21 protein-coding genes are annotated in these 21,319 nt (G+C 64.1%); 11 read left to right on the top strand and 10 right to left on the bottom strand.

Annotation, left to right across the window (positions count from 1 at the left end; all coding sequences use genetic code 11):
* The first annotated feature begins 2 nt into the window (after positions 1-2).
* The 6 genes from O7A70_RS16775 to O7A70_RS16750 are packed head-to-tail and all read left to right on the top strand — an operon-like array spanning position 3 to position 4,959.
* Positions 3-869 (top strand): carbohydrate ABC transporter permease, encoded by an 867-nt coding sequence (locus O7A70_RS16775; protein WP_140617472.1) that lies wholly within the window; start codon positions 3-5, stop codon positions 867-869.
* Positions 870-873: 4 nt separating this feature from the next.
* Positions 874-1,971 (top strand): ABC transporter ATP-binding protein, encoded by a 1,098-nt coding sequence (locus tag O7A70_RS16770; RefSeq protein ID WP_337141349.1) that lies wholly within the window; start codon positions 874-876, stop codon positions 1,969-1,971.
* Positions 1,972-1,976: 5 nt separating this feature from the next.
* Positions 1,977-3,089 (top strand): mandelate racemase/muconate lactonizing enzyme family protein, encoded by a 1,113-nt coding sequence (locus O7A70_RS16765; RefSeq protein ID WP_337141348.1) that lies wholly within the window; start codon positions 1,977-1,979, stop codon positions 3,087-3,089.
* Positions 3,090-3,099: 10 nt separating this feature from the next.
* Entirely contained in the window at positions 3,100-3,429 is a 330-nt protein-coding gene (locus O7A70_RS16760) for an L-rhamnose mutarotase (protein WP_337141347.1), read from the top strand.
* Positions 3,422-4,498, top strand: a complete 1,077-nt coding sequence (locus O7A70_RS16755; RefSeq protein WP_337141346.1) for a Gfo/Idh/MocA family protein — start codon at positions 3,422-3,424, stop codon at positions 4,496-4,498. Before O7A70_RS16760 ends, O7A70_RS16755 begins: the two co-directional genes overlap by 8 nt.
* An 8-nt stretch (positions 4,499-4,506) precedes the next feature.
* The gene (locus tag O7A70_RS16750) at positions 4,507-4,959 is read left to right on the top strand and encodes a MaoC/PaaZ C-terminal domain-containing protein (protein WP_337106686.1); all 453 of its coding nucleotides are present in this window, start codon (positions 4,507-4,509) and stop codon (positions 4,957-4,959) included.
* 122 nt (positions 4,960-5,081) lie between these two features.
* Here the strand turns inward: O7A70_RS16750 and doeB are convergent, their stop codons facing one another.
* From doeB to ehuR, 10 genes are all read right to left on the bottom strand, one after another.
* Entirely contained in the window at positions 5,082-6,083 is a 1,002-nt protein-coding gene (gene doeB / locus O7A70_RS16745) for a N(2)-acetyl-L-2,4-diaminobutanoate deacetylase DoeB (protein ID WP_337141345.1), read from the bottom strand.
* Between the two features lie 5 nt (positions 6,084-6,088).
* Complete coding sequence (gene doeA, locus O7A70_RS16740) at positions 6,089-7,267, bottom strand: ectoine hydrolase DoeA (RefSeq protein ID WP_337141344.1); 1,179 nt, start codon at positions 7,265-7,267, stop codon at positions 6,089-6,091.
* 140 nt (positions 7,268-7,407) lie between these two features.
* A complete protein-coding gene (gene eutC, locus O7A70_RS16735) occupies positions 7,408-8,400 on the bottom strand; it encodes an ectoine utilization protein EutC (protein WP_337141343.1) in 993 nt (330 codons plus the stop codon).
* The gene (eutB, locus tag O7A70_RS16730; protein ID WP_337141342.1) at positions 8,397-9,389 is read right to left on the bottom strand and encodes a hydroxyectoine utilization dehydratase EutB; all 993 of its coding nucleotides are present in this window, start codon (positions 9,387-9,389) and stop codon (positions 8,397-8,399) included. The genes eutC and eutB overlap by 4 nt, the downstream gene beginning before the upstream one ends.
* Before the next feature lie 5 nt (positions 9,390-9,394).
* On the bottom strand, positions 9,395-10,174 hold the full coding sequence (eutA, locus tag O7A70_RS16725) for an ectoine utilization protein EutA (RefSeq protein WP_337141341.1): 780 nt from the start codon (positions 10,172-10,174) through the stop codon (positions 9,395-9,397).
* Between the two features lie 3 nt (positions 10,175-10,177).
* Positions 10,178-10,837: an ectoine/hydroxyectoine ABC transporter permease subunit EhuD gene (ehuD, locus tag O7A70_RS16720; RefSeq protein WP_140505765.1), complete on the bottom strand. Its 660-nt coding sequence runs from the start codon at positions 10,835-10,837 to the stop codon at positions 10,178-10,180.
* A 34-nt stretch (positions 10,838-10,871) separates the two neighbouring features.
* Positions 10,872-11,531 (bottom strand): ectoine/hydroxyectoine ABC transporter permease subunit EhuC, encoded by a 660-nt coding sequence (ehuC, locus tag O7A70_RS16715; RefSeq protein ID WP_337141340.1) that lies wholly within the window; start codon positions 11,529-11,531, stop codon positions 10,872-10,874.
* A gap of 170 nt (positions 11,532-11,701) precedes the next feature.
* Complete coding sequence (gene ehuB, locus O7A70_RS16710; protein WP_027145206.1) at positions 11,702-12,553, bottom strand: ectoine/hydroxyectoine ABC transporter substrate-binding protein EhuB; 852 nt, start codon at positions 12,551-12,553, stop codon at positions 11,702-11,704.
* Positions 12,554-12,623: 70 nt separating this feature from the next.
* On the bottom strand, positions 12,624-13,415 hold the full coding sequence (gene ehuA / locus O7A70_RS16705) for an ectoine/hydroxyectoine ABC transporter ATP-binding protein EhuA (protein WP_027145205.1): 792 nt from the start codon (positions 13,413-13,415) through the stop codon (positions 12,624-12,626).
* A 144-nt stretch (positions 13,416-13,559) separates the two neighbouring features.
* Positions 13,560-14,945, bottom strand: coding sequence for a MocR-like ectoine utilization transcription factor EhuR (ehuR, locus tag O7A70_RS16700; RefSeq protein ID WP_337141339.1), 1,386 nt, complete (start codon positions 14,943-14,945; stop codon positions 13,560-13,562).
* Between the two features lie 83 nt (positions 14,946-15,028).
* On the opposite strand from ehuR, the gene O7A70_RS16695 reads away from it, so the two are divergent.
* The 5 genes from O7A70_RS16695 to O7A70_RS16675 all read left to right on the top strand — a co-directional run bounded on the left by O7A70_RS16695 (position 15,029) and on the right by O7A70_RS16675 (position 21,317).
* A complete protein-coding gene (locus O7A70_RS16695; RefSeq protein ID WP_015319082.1) occupies positions 15,029-15,520 on the top strand; it encodes an Lrp/AsnC family transcriptional regulator in 492 nt (163 codons plus the stop codon).
* A gap of 128 nt (positions 15,521-15,648) precedes the next feature.
* On the top strand, positions 15,649-17,142 hold the full coding sequence (locus O7A70_RS16690; RefSeq protein ID WP_337141338.1) for an NAD-dependent succinate-semialdehyde dehydrogenase: 1,494 nt from the start codon (positions 15,649-15,651) through the stop codon (positions 17,140-17,142).
* Positions 17,143-17,178: 36 nt separating this feature from the next.
* Entirely contained in the window at positions 17,179-18,558 is a 1,380-nt protein-coding gene (locus O7A70_RS16685; protein WP_337141337.1) for an aspartate aminotransferase family protein, read from the top strand.
* Between the two features lie 9 nt (positions 18,559-18,567).
* On the top strand, positions 18,568-19,671 hold the full coding sequence (locus O7A70_RS16680) for an alcohol dehydrogenase family protein (protein ID WP_337141336.1): 1,104 nt from the start codon (positions 18,568-18,570) through the stop codon (positions 19,669-19,671).
* Between the two features lie 149 nt (positions 19,672-19,820).
* Complete coding sequence (locus tag O7A70_RS16675; RefSeq protein ID WP_337141335.1) at positions 19,821-21,317, top strand: HAL/PAL/TAL family ammonia-lyase; 1,497 nt, start codon at positions 19,821-19,823, stop codon at positions 21,315-21,317.
* Positions 21,318-21,319 lie beyond the last annotated feature (2 nt).

Here is a 21,319-nt window from a genome sequence, read left to right as displayed (position 1 = left end):
AGATGGACGAGAATTCTTCCGCCCGCCTCAAGCGCCGGCTGCTTGATATCGTCTATCGTATCGGCCTGTTCCTGGCGATGCTGACGATCTGCCTGCCCGGCCTCTGGATCGTGCTGTCGTCGCTGCGGCCGACGGTCGAGATCATGGCCAAGCCGCCGGTGTGGATCCCGCAGGACATTTCGTTCGATGCCTATGTCGCGATGTTCTCGGGCATCGGCAAGGGCGGCATTCCGGTCATCGAATATTTCCGCAACTCGCTGATCATCTCGGTGACCTCGACGGTTATCGCGGTCGCCATCGGCATGGCCGGTGGCTATGCCTTCGCGCGCTACCGCTTCCGCGGCAAGTCGAGTGTCTTCCTCGGCCTGATGCTGACGCGCACGGTGCCGGGCATCGCGCTGTCGCTGCCGCTGTTCTTCCTCTATGTGCGGCTCGGCATCATCGACACGCATTTCGGGCTGATCCTCGCCTATGTCGCACTCAATGTGCCTTTCACCATCTGGCTGATCGACGGCTTCTTCCGCCAGGTGCCGAAGGACCTCGCGGAAGCAGCGCAGATCGACGGCTGCACGCGCTGGCAGGCCTTCTGGCAGGTGGAATTCCCACTCGCCGGACCGGGCATTGCGTCGGCGGCGATCTTCGCCTTCCTGACCTGCTGGAACGAGTTCGCGCTGGCTTCCCAACTGACCCGCTCGGTCAGCGCCAAGACGCTGCCGGTCGGCCTGCTCGACTACACGGCCGAGTTCACCATCGACTGGCGCGGCATGTGCGCGCTCGCCGTTGTGATGATCATCCCGGCGCTCACCCTTACTTTCATCGTCCAGAAACACCTTGTCGGCGGCCTGACCTCCGGCGCGGTGAAAGGCTGATCCAATGGCAACGGTTTCCCTCAAAAAGCTGACCAAGCGCTACGGCAATATCCAGATCGTGCATGGCATCGACCTCGACATCACCGACCGCGAATTCATCGCGCTGGTCGGCCCGTCAGGCTGCGGCAAGTCGACGACGTTGCGCATGATCGCCGGGCTGGAAGAGATCAGCGCCGGCTCGATCGAGATCGGCGGGCGCGTCGTCAACGACCTGCCGCCGCGCTCGCGCAACATCTCGATGGTGTTCCAGTCCTATGCGCTCTACCCGCATATGACGGTGCGCGAAAATCTCGGCTTCTCGCTGAAGATCGCCGGTGCCGCCAAGGAGGATATGGACCGCCGTGTCGCCGAGGCTTCAGCCATCCTCGGGCTCGATACTTTGCTCGACCGCCGCCCGTCGCAACTCTCCGGCGGGCAACGCCAGCGCGTCGCCATGGGCCGCGCCATCGTGCGTGACCCCGATGTCTTCCTGTTCGACGAGCCGCTTTCCAATCTCGATGCCAAGCTTCGCACGCAGATGCGCACCGAGATCAAGAAGCTGCATGCAAAGGTCCAATCGACGGTGATCTACGTCACCCACGACCAGGTCGAGGCGATGACGCTTGCCGACCGCATCGTCATCATGCGCGACGGCTACATCGAACAGGTCGGCACGCCAGACGAGGTTTTCCGGCGCCCGGCGACACGCTTCGTCGCCGGCTTCATCGGCTCGCCGCCTATGAACCTGCATGAGGCCACGATAGACGACGGCCGGCTGGCTTTCGCCAGCGGCGCCAAGCTGCCGCTGCCCAGCCAGTTCAAGGCCAATGTCGCTATCGGCGACAAGGTCGTGTTCGGGCTGCGACCCGACGACATCTACCCGACCGGCCATGGCATCAGTTCGGGAAGTTCCGCCGACGTGCACCAGATCGAATTGCCGATCACCGTCACCGAACCGCTCGGCAACGAGACGCTGGTGTTCGTCGAGTTCAACGCCAGCGATTGGGTCTCGCGCATGCTGAACCCGAGGCCGTTGCGATCCGGAGAGCGCGTCGCCATGAGCCTCGACCTGTCGCAGGCGCATCTATTTGCCACCGGGACCGGAAAGACATTGCGGAGCTGACCGACATGGCAAGGATCGAGAAAATCGAACTGCGGATGGTGGACCTTGTGCCAAAGGTCAAGCGCACAGACGCCATCCAGAGCTTCGTCAGCCAGGAAACGCCTATCGTGACGATCACCGATTCCGACGGCGCGGTCGGCACCGGTTACAGCTATACGATCGGCACCGGCGGTTCGTCTGTGATGCGGCTCTTGTCCGACCACCTGGTGCCGCGCCTGATCGGCCGCGATCCTGATATGATCGAGGCGATCTGGCACGATCTCGAATTCGCCACCCATGCCACCACGATAGGTGCGATCACGGCGATCGCCATCGCGGCAATCGACATCGCACTATGGGACCTCAGGGCGAAGAAACAGAACCTGCCGCTGTGGAAGCTCGCCGGTGGCGCCAAGGACCGCTGCCCGCTCTACACGACCGAAGGCGGCTGGCTGCATATCGATACGCAGGCGCTGGTCGACGATGCGCTGGCCGCCAAGGCGAAGGGATTTCGCGGCTCGAAGGTGAAGATCGGCAGGCCGCATGGGTCTGAGGATCTCGCGCGCCTGTCGGCGGTGCGAAAGGCGGTCGGCGACGGCTACGAGATCATGACCGACGCCAATCAGGGCTTCTCGGTGGACGAGGCGATCCGGCGTGCGGCGAGGTTGCGCGAACTCGATCTCGCATGGATCGAGGAGCCGCTGCCGGCCGACGACATCGACGGACATATCAGGTTGTCGAGCTCGACGCCGACGCCGATCGCGGTTGGCGAATCGCTCTATTCCATGCGCCATCTCCGCGAATACATGCAGAAAGGCGCCTGCTCGGTCGTGCAGGTCGATGTCGGCCGCATCGGCGGCATCACCCCCTGGCTCAAGATCGCCCATGCGGCGGAAGCCTTCGACATTCCGGTCTGCCCGCATTTCCTGATGGAATTGCATGTCAGCCTGACCTGTGCTGTTCAGAACGGCAGGTATGTCGAGTACATTCCGCAACTCGACCAGTTGACCGGCAGGCACATGCGCATCGAGGATGGGCATGCGCTGGCGCCCTACGAGCCCGGTATCGGCATCGACTGGGACTGGGACGCGGTCAAGGCCATGAGCATCGCCGAATTCACCACGGCGATCACGAAATAGGGGAACGAACATGCAGCGGATGGGAATGGTTCTGGGGCTGAAGTCGGAAAAGGTCGAGGAATATGTCCGCCTCCATGCCGCTGTCTGGCCGGATGTGCTGACCATGATCTCGGCCTGCAACATCAAGAATTATTCGATCTACCTGAAGCGACCGGAGAACCTGTTGTTTTCCTATTACGAATATCACGGCACCGACTACGCGGCCGATATGGCCAAGATGGCGGCCGACCCGAAGACGCAGGAATGGTGGTCCGTCTGCGTGCCCTGCCAAGAGCCGCTTGCAACCCGCAAGGAGGGTGAGTGGTGGGCTTCGATGGACGAAGTCTTCCACCATGACTGAGGCCGGTTTCGACCCCGCCTCGCTCATCCAGTCCTGGCCAAAACCCTCAAAACCCCGGCCGATCGTCACCTTCGGTGCCGGATCTATCGTCGGCGACGCGCATTTTCCGGCCTACCGGAAGGCGGCATTTCCGATCGCGGGCCTCTACGATCCGGACCAGGCCAAGGCGCAGGCCCTGGCCGATAGATGGAGCGTGACGGCGTTCCGCTCGGTGGAAGAGGCCGCTGAAGTGAAGGACGCGATCTTCGATCTGGCAACGCCACCGGGGCGGCACGCCGAGATCCTGAAGGTCCTGCCCGACGGTGCGTTCGCGCTGATCCAGAAGCCGATGGGCAACTATCTCGGCGAGGCAACCGAAATCCTCGAGATATGTCGCGCCAAGAACCTCAAAGCGGCCGTGAATTTCCAGTTGCGCTTCGCGCCGATGATGCTGGCGCTGAAGGACGCGATCGCCAAGGGCTGGCTCGGCGAGGTCGTCGACTTCGACGCCTGGCTGGCGCTGGCGACGCCGTGGCAATTGTGGGAATTCCTGCTCAAGGCGCCGCGCGTCGAGATCGCCATGCATTCGATCCACTATCTCGACCTGATCCGGCAATTGCTCGGCGACCCCAGGGGCGTCCACGCTAAGACACTCGGCCATCCCAACCACAAGGTGGCGCAGACGCGCACCAGCGCCATTCTCGACTATGGCGACACGGTGCGTTGCGCGCTGTCGATCAACCACGACCACAAGTTCGGGCGCCGGCATCAGGCCTGCGAGTTCCGCATCTGCGGCACGGAAGGTGCCGCTTATCTCAAGCTCGGCCTCAACCTCGACTATCCCCGAGGCGAGCCGGACATTCTGGAGATCTATCCGAAAGGCGGGACCGATTGGATAGCCGTGCCTTTGGCCGGCGAATGGTTTCCCGACGCCTTTGTCGGGCGCATGGCCAATGTCCAGCGCTTTGCTTGCGGAGAGGACGACAAGCTGGTCAGTTCGGTCGAAGACGCCTGGACCACCATGGCGCTGGTGGAAGCCGCCTATAAATCGAGCGCGGCGCCGGCGACGCCGCTGGCCGAAAAGCCGTAAGGCAGGACATGGAACAGATCACCTATTTCGAAGACTACGAGATCGGCTCGACGCGGCTGACCAGCGGCCGCACGATCACCGAGACCGACTTCATCGTCCATGCCGGCCACACCGGCGATTTCTTCCCGCACCACATGGACGCCGAGTTCATGAAGACGACGCCGTTCGGCCAGCGCATCGCGCATGGCACGCTGGTGTTCTCGGTCGGCATCGGGCTGACGGCGAACGTGGTCAACCCTGTCGCCTTTTCTTATGGCTATGACCGGCTGCGCTTCATCAAGCCGGTGTTCATCGGCGACACGATCCGCACGCGCACCACCATCGCGGCCAAGGAGGACGACCCCAAGCGGCCCACCTCGGGGCGGGTGATCGAGCGCTGCGAGGTGATCAACCAGCGCGGCGAGGTGGTGCTGGCGGCCGACCACATCTACATCGTCGAACGCAAGCCGGCGCAGGGCTGAAACTCCGCGCCATTCCTACGAACCGGTGGCAGGCGGTGATTCGCTCCAGACCAAGCAGCAGCGAACCGGTCCGCTGGCAGCGGCGTCCGCCCGGCATGGTCCGGGCGGGGAAATCACATCAGTCAATCGACCTTCACAGCGACCACCGCGGCGCAGTCGCCAGCCTTGACCAGGCCAGGAAAATGCCGCGCCGCCAGCATGCCCGACATTTTCGCCCGGATATCCTGCGGAGCAACGCCGGTGCGGCCGGTGGAATGGATGCGCGCCAGAACCACGCCCGCTTCGACGGGCTCGCCGAGGTCGACCATGGTTTCGATCATGCCGTCGTCCTCGGCGAAGCAGAAGCAATCTCCCGAGGGCATGTCCAGCCACTGGGTTTTGCCCGTCTCGACCGCCCCGGCGACGATACCGGCATGACGCAACACGTTGAGGATGCCGCGCCGGGCGATCCGCACCGTCTCGGCTCGCGAAGTGCCGCCGCCGCCGAGCTCGGTGGTGACGAAGACCTTGCCCATTTCTTCGGCCGCCGTGTCATACATGCCGATTGCATCGATCTCGGTCATGCGCATCGAGAACGGTGCCGAGAATGCCGCCACCGCGGCAAAGGCTTTCTGCTCCAGCGCCTTGTCGGGCAAGGTATGGGCGGCGCAGAACGGCACGAAATCCAGCGTTTTGCCACCGGAATGGAAGTCGAAGACGAGGTCGGCGCGGGGAAGCAACTCGCGTTGGAAATAATCGGCGATCTTCTGCGTCACCGTGCCGTCGGGCCGGCCGGGAAAGCTGCGGTTCATATTGCCCTTGTCGATCGGCGAGGTGCGCGTGCCGGTCCGAAAGGCCGGATAGTTCATCGCCGGCACGATGATCACCGTGCCGCTGACCTGGTCGGGATCGAGCGTCCTGGCGAGTTCGTAGAGCGCCAGCGGCCCTTCATACTCGTCGCCATGATTGCCGCCGGTCAGCAGCGCCGTCGGCCCCTTGCCGTTGCGGATGACGCAGATCGGGATCATCACCGAGCCCCAGGCCGAGTCGTCGCGGCTATAGGGCAGGCGCAGGAAACCATGCTGGACGCCGCCGCGATCGAAATCGACGGTCGGCGCGATCGGCGACGGGCGAAGACTGGACATCGGGCTCAATCCTTCACCACCAGCTTGCGCGGCACATTGGCCAGGCACTCCACACCGGTTTCGGTGATCAGGATGGACTCGGTGATCTCCAGTCCCATTGTCTCCAGCCAGAGGCCGGTCATGAAATGGAAAGTCATGCCGGGCTTGAGCTCGGTGCGATCGCCGGGACGCAGGCTCATCGTGCGTTCGCCCCAGTCTGGCGGATAGGAAATGCCGATCGGATAACCAGTGCGGTTGTCCTTGACGATGCCGTATTTCTTCAGGACGGCAAAGAAGGCGTTGGCGATGTCCTCACATGTGTTGCCCGGCCTGGCGGCGGCAAGACCTGCTTCCATGCCTTCCAGCGTCGCCTTCTCGGCATCGAGGAATTCCTGCGTTGGTTTGCCGAGGAAGACGGTGCGCGACAGCGGGCAATGGTACCTGTTGTAGCAGCCGGCGATCTCGAAGAACGTGCCCTCGCCCCGCTTCATCGGCTTGTCGTCCCAGGTCAGATGCGGCGCCGAGGCGTCCGCGCCCGACGGCAGCAGCGGAACGATCGCGGGATAATCGCCGCCGATGCCGTCGACGCCGCGCGTGCCGGCATCGTAGATCTCGGCGACCAGATCGCATTTGCGCATGCCGACTTCGATCTTGTCGACGATGCGCTGGTGCATCGCCTCGACGATGCGGGCGGCCTTGCGCATATAGTCGATTTCGGTCGGGCTCTTCACCGCGCGCTGCCAGTTGACCAACGCGGTGGCATCGACGAGGCGGGCGTTGGGCAGATGTTTCTGCAAAGAGGCGAAGGCGGCGGCGGAGAACCAGTAATTGTCCATCTCGACGCCGACGGTGAGCTTGCCCCAGCCGCGATCGGTCAGCACGCTGGACAGGAAATCCATCGGGTGGCGCTCGGTCGACTGCACATAATGGTCGGCGTAGCCGACGATGTTGTCATGGGCGAGATAGGCGGTACGCTTGGCGCCGTTGGCGTCCTGGCCACGGCCATACCAGACCGGCTCGCCCGATGGCGGCACGATGACCGCCTGGTGGACGTAAAACGACCAGCCATCATAGCCGGTCAGCCAGGCCATGTTGGAGGGATCGCTGACGATCAAAAGATCGACGCCCTTCGCCTCCATGGCTCTCCGCGTCTTGGCGAGGCGTTCCGCATATTCGCTTCGCGAGAATTTCAGGTTCGGCTGCATAGTGTTGGTCCTCGTTTTTTTGGGGCTGGAGCCCGTTTCAACTTCGTTGAATCCGGCTCCAGGTAATTCTTTTTGTCGGAGCATGATCTGCCGGGAAAACCGGTCGCCCCTTTTTCCGGATCATGCTCCTGCGGCCGGCATCAGCTTTCAAAGATCGTTCCGGCTTTCGCGGCCAGCGCGCGGTCGCGGGCGAGCGTGGCGATCGCCGTATCCTGCACGCCGGTGCCGGTAAGATCGGCGATGGTGATGTCGCTGGCCGAGCGCCGGCCATGCTTCGCGCCGGCGATGATCTGGCCGAGCTCGGTCACATCGGTCTCGGCCGCCATCACGCCTGCCGCGATGGCATGGTGCAATTCACCCAGCCGCCGCGTCTGCTTCGCGCTGTCGGCGACATAGAGATCAGCCATGCGCAGGATCGCCGGCGCGATCTCGTTCTTGTGCTCGGCGTCGGAACCCATGGCGGTGATATGCTGGCCGGCCGAGACAAACCCGGCTTTGATCAGTGGTTCGGTCGACGGCGTGGTGGTGACGACGATGTCGGCGCCGGCAACAGCGTTGGCCGCATCGGGTTCGGCACGCACGTCGATGCCGAGCCTTTCGTGCAAGATAGCCGCGGCAGTCTCCGCCTTGGCGGCATCGCGCGCCCAGATGCGCGCCTGCCTGATCGGCCGCACCAGCATCAGCGCTTCCAGCTGCAGCCCTGCCTGGACGCCAGCGCCGAAGATCGCGGCGACGGATGAGTCCGGCCGTGACAGGTGTTTGGCCGCGACTGCTCCCGCGGCAGCGGTACGGACGTCGGTGAGATAGCCGTTGTCGAGCAGCAAGGCTTCGACCAGGCCGGTTCTGGCTGACAAAAGCACCATCATGCCGTTTACGCTGGGCAGGCCGAGCTTGGGATTGTCGAAGAAGCCGGGGCTGATCTTGATGGCGAAGCCATCGATACCAGGCACATAGGCGGTCTTCACATCAACCTCGCCGCGATGCTGCGGAATATCGAGCCTCAGGATCGGCGGCATCGCCACGGGCAGCGTGGCAAGCGCGCGAAAGGCATTCTCGACACAGGCGACGGCATCGAGATCGAGCGTCACGATTGTGCGCAGTTCAGCTTCGGTTAGGATAGTCATCCTGCTCATGCGGCGCGCTCCGAAATCGATGGTATCTCCCCGCAGACGATCTTCCTGTGCAGTTCCATGTCGATGTTGCGGCCGGAAAGCAGAACCACCACTGGCCCCTCCGCCTTGACTTTGCCGGCGAGCAGCGCCGCGATGCCTACCGCACCTGCTCCTTCGACGATCTCGCGTTCCTGTTCATAGCCGTGGCGAATGCCGGCGGCGATCTCGTCCTCACTGAGCAGAACGACATCATCGAGCAGGTCGCGGCACATGGCGAAGGTCAGCCGGTTGTCGAGGCCGATGCCGCCACCGAGCGAATCCGCCAGCGTCGGCAGTTCCTCGACCAGCACGGGATGGCCGGCATCGAGGCTCGCCTTCATCGCGGCGCCGCGCGCCATCGAGATGCCGATGACTTTTGTCCCGGGACGAACGCCCTTGATGGCGGCGGCGACACCGGAAGCCAAGCCACCTCCGGAGAGTTGCACCAGCACCAGAGCGGCATCCGGGACCTGCTCCATCATCTCCAGCCCGAGCGTGCCTTGCCCGGCGATGATCGCGGGATGGTCGAAGGGTGGCAGCATCACCAGCCCCTCCGCCGCCACCAGCCGCTCGACCTCCTGCTGGGCATCGTCCTGGCTGTTGCCGACAATACGGATTTCCGCGCCGAGGCGGCGGATTTCGTCGAGCTTATTCCGGGGTACCAAACGCGACATGCAGATAACCGCGCGCATACGCTCGAGCTTCGCCGCATGGGCAAGCGCACGGCCATGATTGCCGGTCGATGCCGCGACGACGCCGCGCGCCTTCTCCTCGGCATCCAGCGAAGCGACGGCGTTCGAAGCGCCGCGCAACTTGAAGCTGCCGGTGGTCTGGCGGTGCTCGAGCTTGAGATGAACCGGGACGCCCAGCCGTTCGGAGAGACTCGCCGAAAGCACGATCGAAGTGCGCTCGACCTTGCCTGCAATTCGCTCACGGGCGGCGCGGATATCGCCAAGGGTTACTGTTGCCATGATCGTCAGTCGCGCGGCAGGGGCAGCGTCATCAGACGGCCGAATTCGGGATGGGCTGTCTCGTCGCTGCAAAGGCGCAGACAGTTCCAGGCGGTCGCCTGGTTGCTGGTCACCACCGGGCGGCCGATCGCCTCTTCCATGCCGGTGACCGCGAGTGCGCCGCGCAGCGCCGTGCAGGACACGAACAGCGCATCGGCCTGCGGGTGCATCGCCTGGCGCGCGAGATCGACAAGCGCTGCCGGAGCAATGCGCGCCATCTTGCGATCGTCCTCGAAGCCGAGGCAGGTGAAGCTTAGGATTTCGAAGCCACGTCCGGCGAAATAGGTCGCCATCGGCCTGGAGGTTTCCATGGTATAGGGCGTGAGGATGCTGATCCTGCGTACATCAAGCGCGTTCAGCCCGCGCACGCCGGCCATTGTTGGCGTGACGACGGGCACGCCTGGCTTGGCGGCCTGTATCGCAGCCTCGACCTCTCCATCGCCAATCACCACCGAGGCCGACGTGCAGGAATAGCAGATGGCGTCGAGCGGCTCGTCCGGCAGGATCAAGGCCGCGCCCGCCGTCAACGCCGGCTGCATCTTGCGCAGATTCTCAGGCGTCGTCGGATTGGCATAGGGGATGCGCGCGACATAGACGCCGATCCGTTCGCTCGCCACCATGCGGCGAAAATCCGGCTCGGTCGTATGGTCGGTGGCCAGGATGATGAGGCCGACGCGCCGCTCCAGCGGACGCTCATCGAGCGCTGGCCGGTTGGGCACAAGCTTGATCTCGGGCAAGGGCTTCATCTTTTATCTTTCAATCTTGCCATAGCGGCGTTCCAGCCAGCGCAGCAGCACGACCGAAATCAGGCTGATGGCGAGGAAGAAGGCACCGACCAACGTGATCGGCTCGAGGTAACGATAATAGGTGTTGGCGACGCTTTTTGCCTGGTTCATCAGTTCCAGAACGGTGATCGCCGAGAGCAGCGGCGTCTCCTTGAACATGGCGATGAAGTAGTTGGCCAATGCCGGGATCATCGGCGGAATGGCCTGCGGGATGATGATATGCGTCCAGGTCTGCCGGGCGCTGAGATTGCAGGCCTTGGCGGCTTCCCACTGACCACGCGGCACATTGTCGATGCCGGCGCGGTAGACCTCCGCCGTGTAGGTGCCGTAGTGCAGGCCGAGCCCTATGACGCCGGCGACCAGGGGCGGCAGCAGGATGCCGATGTCGGGCAGCACATAGAATATGAAATAGAGCTGCACCAGGAGCGGTGTGCCGCGGATGAATTCGGCCACCCAGCCGACGGTACGCGACACCGCCTTGTTGGGCGAGCGGCGCGCCAGCGCGATGCCCAAGCCGACAATCGCCGCCAGCACCGAGCCGAGCAGCGTCGCCAGGATGGTGATCTTCACCCCCTGGATCAGGGTCGGCAGGATCTGCCGGACAAAATCCCAATCCCAATCCATCAGCGAACCCAATTCATCAGGAATGCTCCGGCCATCAGACCCGCACCCCGTCGAGGCCGCGCGCCATGCGGCGTTCCAGCGAGCGCACACCCCACGAGATGAGCAGCGCCAGGACGAAATAGATGAGAAGAATGGTGGTGAACGGCACCATGGTGTTGCCCGTCTGGGCGCGCACCACCTGTGCCTGGAAAGTGAGGTCGGCAAGCGAGATCAGCGAGACGACCGATGTCGCCTTGAGCAGCTCGATGGCATTGTTGCCGAAGGTCGGCAGCATCACCAAAAACGCCTGCGGCAGGATGACGTGGCGCATGCCTTGCCAGCGGCCCAGATTGAGCGCGATGCAGGCCTCATGCTGTTCGCGGCCGATCGATTGCACGGCGCCGCGCACCACCTCCGCGGCATAGGCTCCGACATTCAAGCCCAGCGCCAATACGCCGGCCTGCAACGGGGTCAGCTCGAAACCCAGCAGGGGCAACACGAAATAGGCGAAGAACAGCTGCACGAAGATCGATGTGCCGCGGAAGAATTCGATATAGGCCGTCGCCAGGGCCCGCAGCGCGAAGAAGCGCGACAGGCGCCCCAAGCCGGCGAGAAAGGCCATGATCAGGGCCAGCACCGACCCCATCAGCGTCAGCTCGATGGTGACAAGCGCTCCCTGCAATATCAGGCCGAAATAGCCGGACCACTGGGTCATTGAGGTTCCAACGTTTGTAGTACTAGGGTCCTTCTTCCCGTTTACGGGGAGAAGATTGCCGGCAGGCAGATGAGGGGCAGCGCCAGTTCGGCAAACGGGGCGCCGCCCCTCATCCGGCCCTTCGGGCCACCTTCTCCCCGTGAACGGGGAGAAGGCAAGAAAAGCGCGCGCTACTTCGCCGAGCAGAGCTTGTCGCGCGTCGTCGACATTGCCGCCGCCGCCGAGAAGCCGTAGGGCTCGATGATCTTGGCGAACTCACCCGACTTCTTCATCTTGGCCAGTTCGACATCATAGGCATCACGCAGAGCCTCGTCGCCCTTCTTGAAGGCGGCGCCGTCGCAATAGACCGGCGCGCCCTGCACCGGAGCGATGACTTCGAGGTTCGGATCGGCGGCCTTCTTCATCAGATCATTGATCGAGAGCACAGGCAGCGAATAGGCATCGATGCGGCCGTCCTGCACCATCTTCAGGCCGCTCTGGCCGTCCGGCACGACGATGACGCGCTCGCGCGGCACGCCGGCATTGAGCGCCAGCTTCTCCTCGGTGCCGCCGCCGGGCGCGCCGATGGTGGCGGACGTGTCCTTGGCGACATCCTCGTAGCTCTTGAAGCCTTTCGGATTTCCCTTCTTCACCAGCATCGCCTCGGCGTCGCACAGAACCGGCTCGGAATAGGCGACCGCCGCGCAGCGCTCCGGCTTCATGAACAGGCCGGCGGTGACGACGTCGAAGCGGCCGGCCTGCAGGCCGGGGATCATGGCGCCGTATTCGGAAATGGAGGCAACAATATCGCCGACGCCGAGACGCTTGAAGATTTCGCGCGCCACGTCAGGCGCGGCACCAGACACCTTGCCGTCGGCCGCGACCGCAGTATAGGGCGGCTCGTTGGCGATAGCGACGCGTGCGAACCCTTGCGCCTTGAGTTGTTCGAGCTTCTTGTCCGCGGCCGAGCCCACGCTTGATGTCGCAAGCACCGCCGTCAGTGCGAGGCCAGCGACGCCGGCGAGAATGCCAAGTTTCTTCATTGTTCCCAACTCCTTGTTCTTGTCCTGGTTTGCGTGATTTCAAGACGGCTTGGCCGCCTTTGGCATGCGGTCAGACACGGTGTCCGGCCGCGATGATCTTCTTCAGGAAGCCTTGCGTGCGTTCCTGCTTGGGATTGCGGAAAATCTCGTCTGGCTTGCCTTCCTCGACTATGCGGCCGCGATCGAAGAACAGCACCCGGTCGGCGAAGTCGTGGGCGAAACCCATCTCGTGCGTGACCAGCAGCATGGTCATGTCGGTTTCGGCGCAGAGCCGCCACAAGACGTTGAGTACCTCCTCGACCAGCTCCGGGTCGAGCGCCGACGTCACCTCGTCGAACAGCATGATCTTCGGCTGCAAAGCGAGCGCGCGGGCGATCGCCACGCGCTGCTTCTGGCCGCCGGACAATTGGGCCGGCATCGCCTTCGCCTTGTCGGCCATGCCGACCATCTCGAGCAGTTCCATCGCCCGCTTCTCGGCAGCGGCGCGCGGCGTTCCCTTGGTCAGCATCGGCGCCAGCGTCACATTGTCGATGACGCTCTTGTGCGGAAACAGGTTGAACAGCTGGAAGACCATGCCGGTCTTCTGGCGCATCCGCGCCAGGTGGCGCTCGTCGGCCGGCAGCAGCTGGCCGTTGCGCTCCATGTGGTAGAGCTGCTCGCCGTCGATCTGGATGTGACCGCCGTCGATGCGCTCCAGCGTCATCAGGATGCGCAGGATCGTCGTCTTGCCCGAGCCGGAGGGGCCGATCAGCGCCAGCTTCTCGCGCGGCATGACCTGCATCGAGAGGCCGTCCAGGACCTTGAAGCTGCCAAAGCTCTTCGAGATGCTGTCGACCTTGATGATGGGTGCGGATGCGGACAAATGAATTTCCCCGTGCTGGAGAAGCTTGGTGCCCCTTAACGATGCGGAACGTGCCAAATCATGTCAATTGGGAAAATAATATCATGACAATTATTCCGATTGCGCATATTTTCCAGTCAAGCACAGCCGGCTTTTTGGGCAGGCTTAGATTGCGAGCAGCAAATGCTCGGGATCGCCAAGCAAGAGCTTGGTGACAACGCCGAGACCAGCGCGCAGTTCCCCCTCGGTGGTCGAACCCAGCGAGATGCGTACCGCCGGATGCCAGGGTGCATCCGAAATGCGGAAGGAGGTGCCCGGCGCGATGGCCACGCCTTGCAACCGGGCCTGGGCGACAAAGCTCTCCTCGGAGCGGTCGGCCGGCAGTTGCAGCCAGATATGCAATCCGTCGCGGCGGGCACGGTAGTCGACGCCTGAGAGTACCTCGCCAGCGATATCCTGCCGGCGACGCAACGCCGCGCGCTGCCAGCGCACCAGTTCCATCGCCGTGCCGTCGGTCACCCATTTTGTGGCGATCTCGGCCACCATTGGTGTCGCCATCCAGTTCGAGACAAGATGCCGGTTGGCGACGGCCGCAACGTAACGATCGGGCGCGGCGAGATAACCGATGCGCAGGCCGGGCACGGTGATCTTGGTGAAGGAGGTGACGTAGAGCGTCCGCTCCGGTGCGAAAGCGGCGACCGGCGGCGGTCGATCCTCGACCAGCGGACCCAGCACATCGTTCTCGATAATTGCGATGTCGTGCTTGCGCGCCACCGCCGCGATCTGCTCGCGGCGCGCCGCATCCATGAGCGTTGCCGTGGGATTTATGACGGAAGGCTGGACGAACACGGCGCGGATGTCGGAAAGCCGGCAGGCCTCGTCCAGCGCTTCCGGAATCAAGCCATTGCCGTCAATCGGCAGGCCTTCGAGATTGAAGCCGAGATAACGGGCGAGCGGCACCAGCGTGTGATGGCCGATCGCCTCGGTGGCGACGGTGGAGCCCGGCGGCGCCACGCTCATCAGCGCCACCGTCATGCCGGCGGTGGCGCCATTGGTCAGGCTGATGTTCTGCGGGGAGGCATCGAGGCCGCACAGTTTCAGCCACTCGACCGCCACGGCGCGGTGGCGCGGGAATACCATGTTTGGCCGGAACGACAGCACCGAACTCGAGGGCAGGTTTTCGGCGAGCCAGCCCAGCGCCTGCTTCATGCGCTCCAAGTGCATCGGCTCGCAGACCGGTTTCAGAATCGACAGGTCGATGACCTCGCCGAGGCGCTCGGGCAGATAAGGCGGCTCCGGTTCGCGGCGCTGCGTCTGGACGAAGCTGCCACGGCCGATCTCGCCTGAAATCAGGCCACGCCGGATCAATTCCTCGTAGGCGCGGCTCACGGTCTGCACCGACAGCTTGAGATCGTCCGCCAGCCTGCGATGCGTCGGCAGCCGCGCACCGTTGGCAAGGCGTCCGTCATGGATGGCGCGCGCGAACTGATCGGCCAACGATTGATAGGCTGGCCGCCGGATGAGCGTGGGATCGGGTTGCCACAATGTCATGACTTATTAGAGATCGAAATCAGTGCAATTGACAATCGAAATAATGCGCCGTCATGGTACGATCGACGAAAAAGTGAGCGCTGATGACTGCTGCGAAACTCGACGCGATCGACCTCAAAATCCTCGACGCCATCCAGCGTGACGGACGTATCACCAAGCTGGCGCTGGCCGAGCAGGTCGGGCTGTCGCCGACGCCGTGCTGGATGCGGCTGCGCAAGCTCGAAAAAGCCGGCATCGTTTCGGGCTATCACGCCCGGATCGCCATGCGCGTCGTGGCGCCGGTCGCCACCGTGCTGATGGAGGTGACGCTGGCCAGCCACCGCCAGGCCGATTTCGACCGCTTCGAGCGCGTCATCCGCGACATCCCCGAGATCGTCGCCTGCTGGTCGGTGGGTGGCGGCGTCGACTATGTGTTGAAGGTGATGGCACGCGACATCGACGCCTATCAGCGGCTGGTCGACGGGTTGCTCGATCGCGAGATCGGCATCGACCGCTACTTCACCTACATCGTCATCAAGACGGTGAAGGATGATATCGCGCTGCCGATAGCGGACCTGTTGCCGGCGTCGACGTAGACCAGAGAGATCTACTGCCCTCTCGGTGCAATAGAGAGATTCTCTCTACAGCCAGGCGTCCAAACAGCCTCTCTGTCTGCCGCTGATGGATAGTCTCCCCGCATCAAACCGAACCGGGAGGCTTGACCATGTCCGCGCATTTCGCCCGCTCGCACCGCCACGAAGCGCTAGACCGGCTCGCCGACCGCCGGGTGCTGCGCGAACTCGCCTACGTCGACGGCCATTGGACGGCGAGTGAGGCTGCGGAGAGCTTCGAGGTCACCGATCCGGCGACCGGCGCCACCGTGGCCTTCGTTGCGGCGCTCGATGCCGGGCAGACCACAAAGGCAATCGACGCCGCCGCGCGCGCCTTTCCGGCCTGGCGGGCTCTGTTGCCGCAGGAGCGCTCGAAAGTCCTGCGGAAATGGTTCGACCTGATCATCGCGGCGAAAGACGACCTCGCCCTGCTGATGACATTGGAACAGGGCAAACCGTTGAAGGAGTCGCTCGGCGAGATCGACTACGCCGCCTCCTTCATCGAATGGTATGCCGAGGAAGCGAAACGCCTCAACGCCGAGAGTGTCACCAGCCATCTGCCGAACGCGGAGATGATGGTGCGGCGCGAACCGCTCGGCGTCGTCGGCGTGGTCACGCCGTGGAATTTTCCGTCGGCCATGCTGACGCGCAAGGCAGCTGCCGCACTCGCCGCCGGCTGCACCATCGTCGCGCATCCCTCCTCGGAGACGCCACTTTCGGCGCTGGCGCTGGCCGAACTCGGCGAACGCGCCGGCCTGCCCGCCGGCGTCTTCAACATCGTCACCGGCAAGGCCGCGACGATCGTTGGACGCATGTGCGAAGATCCGCGCGTGCGGGCCATGAGTTTCACCGGCTCGACCGAGATCGGCCGGCTGATCGCGGCGCAAAGTGCGCCGACGATGAAGCGGCTGGTGATGGAACTTGGCGGCCACGCGCCGCTGATCGTCTTTGCCGACGCCGATATCGACAAAGCGGTGGCCATCGCCATCGACGCCAAATTCGCCACCTCGGGCCAGGACTGCCTTGCGGCCAACCGCATCTATGTCCAGCGTCCGTTCTACGACCGCTTCTGCGTCGCTTTCGCCAAGCGCATCGAGGCACTGCGGGCCGGCAATGGCTTGGCCGATGACATCGACATCGGGCCGCTGATGCATGAGCGCGCCGTCAAGAAGGTCGAGGAACAGGTTGCTGACGCCATGGCCCTTGGCGCGCGCTGCCTCACCGGCGGCAAGCGGCATCAGGCCGGGCCGCTGTTCTATCAGCCGACACTGCTCGCCGATGTCGCCGACGAAGCGCTGATCATGCGCGAGGAGACCTTTGGTCCGGTCGCCGCGGTGACACCATTCGACGACGAGGACGAGGTGATCGCCCGCGCCAATGCGACCGAATATGGCCTCGTCGCCTATGTGGTGACAGACAACGGCGCCCGCCAACAGCGCATGGGCCGCGCGCTCGACTATGGCATGGTCGCCATCAACCGTGTGAAGATCACCGGCGCGCCGATCCCGTTCGGCGGCGTCAAGCAGTCCGGCATCGGCCGCGAAGGCTCGCGCCACGGGCTGGAAGCTTTCACCGACCTCAAATACCTTTGCCTGGATGTGGCGTAGGCTCGCACCCGGATCTCTTTCAAGGAGTCAAAAAAGATGCTCGACCAGTCCAACGAACTCGCCGCCTGGGATCGCGACCACTTCTTCCATCCCTCGACGCATATGGGCACCCATGCCCGGGGCGAGAGCCCGACGCGGATCATGGCCGGTGGTGAAGGCGTCACCGTCTGGGACAACAACGGCAAGAAGAGCATCGATGCCTTCGCCGGCCTCTATTGCGTCAATGTCGGCTATGGCCGCCAGAAGATCGCCGATGCCATCGCGACCCAGGCGAAGAACCTCGCCTATTACCACGCCTATGTCGGGCACGGCACCGAGGCCTCGATCACGCTGGCCAAGATGATCATCGACCGCGCGCCGAAGGGCATGTCGAGGGTCTATTTCGGCCTGTCCGGTTCGGATGCCAACGAAACCAACATCAAGCTGATCTGGTACTACAACAACGTGCTGGGCCGCCCGGAGAAGAAGAAGATCATCTCACGCTGGCGCGGCTATCACGGTTCGGGCGTGATGACGGGGTCGCTAACCGGGCTCGACCTCTTCCACAACGCCTTCGACCTGCCGCGCGCGCCGATCCTGCACACCGAGGCGCCCTATTATTTCCGCCGCGCCGACCGCTCGATGAGCGAGGAGCAGTTCTCGCAGCATTGCGCCGACAAGCTCGAGGAGATGATCCTGGCCGAAGGTCCCGAGACGGTTGCCGCCTTCATCGGCGAGCCGATCCTCGGCACTGGCGGCATCGTGCCGCCGCCCGCCGGCTACTGGGAAAAGATCCAGGCGGTGCTGAAAAAGTATGATGTGCTCCTGGTCGCGGACGAGGTGGTGACGGGCTTCGGCCGGCTCGGCACGATGTTCGGCTCCGATCACTACGGCATCAAGCCGGACCTGATCACCATAGCCAAGGGTCTGACCTCCGCCTATGCGCCGCTGTCGGGCGTCATCGTCGCCGACAAGATGTGGCAGGTGCTGGTGCAGGGCTCCGACAAGCTCGGCTCGCTCGGCCACGGCTGGACCTATTCGGCGCATCCGATTTGCGTCGCCGCCGGGGTCGCCAATCTCGAACTGATCGACGAGATGGACCTGGTGCGGAATGCCGGCGAGACCGGCGCTTATTTCCGTGCCGAACTGGCCAAGGCCGTCGGCGGTCACAAACACGTCGGTGAGGTGCGCGGCGACGGCATGCTGGCAGCGGTCGAATTCGTGAGAGATCGTGACGACCGTGTCTTCTTCGACCCTTCGCTGAAGATCGGACCGCAAATTGCCACGGCACTTGCCGCAAGCGGCGTCATCGGCCGCGCCATGCCGCAGGGCGACATCCTCGGCTTCGCGCCGCCGCTGTGCCTGACCCGCGAGGAAGCCGACATCGTGGTGGCCAAGACCGCCGATGCCGTGAACAGCGTATTCGCCAATCTCTGAGACCGACCGATGAATGCCATGACCAAAACGCTCCCCGCCACCATGGCCGCCGTGCTGCTCACCGGGCACGGCGGACCGGAAAAGCTCGTCTATCGCACCGATGTCAAAGTGCCTGCCCCCGCTTCAGGTGATGTGCTGATAAGGGTCAGCGCTTGCGGGATGAACAACACCGATGTCTGGGTGCGTCAGGGCGCCTATGGTACCGAGGAGGATGCGGACGCGGTGTCGACCTGGCGAAGGCAGGGAAATACGCTGACCTTCCCGCGCATCCAGGGCACCGACACGGTCGGCACCATCGTTGCCGTCGGCGAAGGCGTTTCGCCCGATCGCATCGGCGAACGGGTGATGGTCGATTTCTCCATCTACAACCGCGACGACGATTCACTCGCCGACATCGACTATATGGGCCATGGCCGCGATGGCGGTTATGCCGAGTATCAGACCGTGCCGGCGGAGAATGCGCATGTCGTCGACACCACATTGAGCGACGTCGAACTCGCCACTTTCTGCTGCGCTTACCTTACCGGCGAGCAGATGCTGGAACGCGCCGCACTTAAAGCCGGAGAACGGGTGCTGGTCACAGGTGCATCCGGCGGCGTCGGTTCCGGCATCGTGCAACTGGCGCGGGCGCGTGGCGCCATTCCCTATGCCGTCGTCGGCAAGGGCAAGGAACAGGCTGTGCTCGACATCGGCGCCGAGGCGGTCATCACTCGTGGCGTCGCAGACTTGCCGCAAGCCGTGGCCGAAGCGACCGGTGGCCAGCCGATCGACGTGGTCGCCGATCTCGTCGGCGGCGCGATCTTCAACGATCTGCTGCGCATCCTGCGACCCGAGGGCCGCTACACCACCGCCGGCGCGATTGGAGGTCCGGTCGTCCAGCTCGACCTCAGGACCATGTATCTCAAGCAGCTGCAGTTGCATGGTTCGAGCCAGGGCAAGCGCGCCGATTTCCGCCGCATCGTTCGCTACATCGAGGGGGGCAAGATCAGGCCGTTGGTCGGCGGCGTCTACAAGCTGTCCGATTTCCACCACGCGCAGGCCGATTTCATCGCCAAGGATTTCGTCGGCAAGCTGGTGGTGGTGCCCGACGCTGTCGCGGAGCGCCTCGCCTAGCCCCGGAACCCCGGCCTTTCGCCCGAAACTCCCTTCGCCTGCTGCTGTCATAATCGGAATGGCTTGCAGTCGTGCCAGCAAGGCGCCACAAACGGTGACGCTCGCAGCGCCACCGGCCCGGGCATCCGGTCACGGGATACAGGCGAGACATGACAGCCCGAATGATACTGCTCGACGCCAAGCCGCTCAGCGCGGCTGACGTCGCCGAGATCGCGCGGCGCAATGCGCGGCTGATGCTGGGCGAGGAGGCGATGCGGCGCATCCGGGCGAGCCGCGCGCTCATCGAGCAGCTGACGCAACTCGGCAAGCCGATGTATGGCGTCACGACCGGCCTTGGCGCCTGTGTCGACACGCCGCTCGCGCAGGCCGATCTGATCGCCTTCCAGCACAGCGTGCCGCTCAGCCACAGCATGGGTATCGGCCCGGCCCTTCCGACCGAGGCGGTGCGGGCGCTGATGGCCGCGCGCATCTCAGGCATGGCCGCGGGCGGCACCGGCACTTCCGAACGCGTGGTGATGGGCCTCGTGGCGGCGCTCAACGCCGGCGTCCATCCGGTGATCCCCACCTGGGGATCGATTGGCGCGGCGGACCTTGCCCATCTCGGCCACATGGCGCGAGCGCTGCGCGGCGACGGCGAGACGGAATACCAGGGCAAGATCATGCCGTCGGCCGAAGCACTCGCACTCGCCGGGCTCGAACCGCTCGATCTGCGCGAGAAGGACGGCCACGCCATCATCGTCGCCAACAGCCTGTCGACCGGCACGGCGTGCCTGTGTCTCGAAGACGTCGCCCATCTCATCGACTGGGCGCTGGCCGCGGTGGCGCTCAACTACGAGGCGTTCCGCTCTTCCCTGACCGCGATCGACGAAGATGCGCTCGCCGCGCGGCCAGCGTTTGGCCAGCGCGAGATCGGCGCGCGGCTGCGTGCGGAACTGTCGGGAAGCGGCCTGTGGAGGGACAAAGCGGCGCGGCGGCTCCAGGATCCGCTCAGCTATCGCTGCGTGCCGCAGGTCTGGGGCGGCCTGCTGCATGCGTTCGAACAGGCGAAGCTGGCGACGGAGATCGAACTGACCCATTCCGGCGACAACCCGGTGATCCTGCCCGAAGACGGACGCGTCGTCTCAAACGGCAATTTCGACCTCACGGCGATGACCCTGGCCTGGGAGCAGCTTGGCCAGGCGCTCGCGCATTGCGCGGTGGGCACCGCCAACCGCTGCATGAAGCTGATGTCGCCGACAATTGCGGAGCTACCGCGCTTCCTGTCGGCCAGGGGCGGCAGCCGCCAGGGCTACGCTGAACTGCAAAAGCCGCTCGCCGCGCTGGAAGCCGAGATCCGGCATCTGGCCAACCCGATGTCGCTCAGCCCGCTCGCCGTATCGGACGGCATCGAGGACCAGTCGTCGATGGCGCCACGGGTGGTGGCCAAGACCGCCGAGATTGTCGAACGCCTGCGCTACCTCGTGGCGATGGAGCTGATCTTCGCGGCGACGGGCGTGGAGTTGCGTGGCGGCGTCGACAGCATGGGCGAAGGACCGCAGCGCACCTTTGCCGCCATCCGTGCGCTCGTCAGCCCGCTCGACGACGATCGTGAGATGAGCGCCGACATGACGCGGGTCGCCCGTATGGTAGCCGGTCCCAGGGACTGAGA

Source organism: Mesorhizobium sp. Cs1299R1N1, from assembly GCF_037179655.1.
Classification (GTDB): domain Bacteria; phylum Pseudomonadota; class Alphaproteobacteria; order Rhizobiales; family Rhizobiaceae; genus Mesorhizobium; species Mesorhizobium salmacidum.
The sequence above is the reverse complement of the archived record's forward strand: the minus strand, read 5'-3'. Positions and strand labels throughout refer to the sequence as shown.

Coding starts and splice junctions, on each gene's coding strand:
- O7A70_RS16765 (WP_337141348.1), top strand. CDS start 1,977: ATGGCAAGGATCGAGAAAATCGAACTGCGGATGGTGGACCTTGTGCCA.
- O7A70_RS16775 (WP_140617472.1), top strand. CDS start 3: ATGGACGAGAATTCTTCCGCCCGCCTCAAGCGCCGGCTGCTTGATATC.
- O7A70_RS16680 (WP_337141336.1), top strand. CDS start 18,568: ATGAATGCCATGACCAAAACGCTCCCCGCCACCATGGCCGCCGTGCTG.
- ehuR (WP_337141339.1), bottom strand. CDS start 14,945: ATGACATTGTGGCAACCCGATCCCACGCTCATCCGGCGGCCAGCCTAT.
- O7A70_RS16690 (WP_337141338.1), top strand. CDS start 15,649: ATGTCCGCGCATTTCGCCCGCTCGCACCGCCACGAAGCGCTAGACCGG.
- eutC (WP_337141343.1), bottom strand. CDS start 8,400: ATGAGCAGGATGACTATCCTAACCGAAGCTGAACTGCGCACAATCGTG.
- doeB (WP_337141345.1), bottom strand. CDS start 6,083: ATGTCCAGTCTTCGCCCGTCGCCGATCGCGCCGACCGTCGATTTCGAT.
- O7A70_RS16750 (WP_337106686.1), top strand. CDS start 4,507: ATGGAACAGATCACCTATTTCGAAGACTACGAGATCGGCTCGACGCGG.
- O7A70_RS16760 (WP_337141347.1), top strand. CDS start 3,100: ATGCAGCGGATGGGAATGGTTCTGGGGCTGAAGTCGGAAAAGGTCGAG.
- eutA (WP_337141341.1), bottom strand. CDS start 10,174: ATGAAGCCCTTGCCCGAGATCAAGCTTGTGCCCAACCGGCCAGCGCTC.
- ehuB (WP_027145206.1), bottom strand. CDS start 12,553: ATGAAGAAACTTGGCATTCTCGCCGGCGTCGCTGGCCTCGCACTGACG.
- O7A70_RS16675 (WP_337141335.1), top strand. CDS start 19,821: ATGACAGCCCGAATGATACTGCTCGACGCCAAGCCGCTCAGCGCGGCT.
- eutB (WP_337141342.1), bottom strand. CDS start 9,389: ATGGCAACAGTAACCCTTGGCGATATCCGCGCCGCCCGTGAGCGAATT.
- O7A70_RS16685 (WP_337141337.1), top strand. CDS start 17,179: ATGCTCGACCAGTCCAACGAACTCGCCGCCTGGGATCGCGACCACTTC.
- doeA (WP_337141344.1), bottom strand. CDS start 7,267: ATGCAGCCGAACCTGAAATTCTCGCGAAGCGAATATGCGGAACGCCTC.
- O7A70_RS16770 (WP_337141349.1), top strand. CDS start 874: ATGGCAACGGTTTCCCTCAAAAAGCTGACCAAGCGCTACGGCAATATC.
- ehuD (WP_140505765.1), bottom strand. CDS start 10,837: ATGGATTGGGATTGGGATTTTGTCCGGCAGATCCTGCCGACCCTGATC.
- ehuC (WP_337141340.1), bottom strand. CDS start 11,531: ATGACCCAGTGGTCCGGCTATTTCGGCCTGATATTGCAGGGAGCGCTT.
- O7A70_RS16755 (WP_337141346.1), top strand. CDS start 3,422: ATGACTGAGGCCGGTTTCGACCCCGCCTCGCTCATCCAGTCCTGGCCA.
- O7A70_RS16695 (WP_015319082.1), top strand. CDS start 15,029: ATGACTGCTGCGAAACTCGACGCGATCGACCTCAAAATCCTCGACGCC.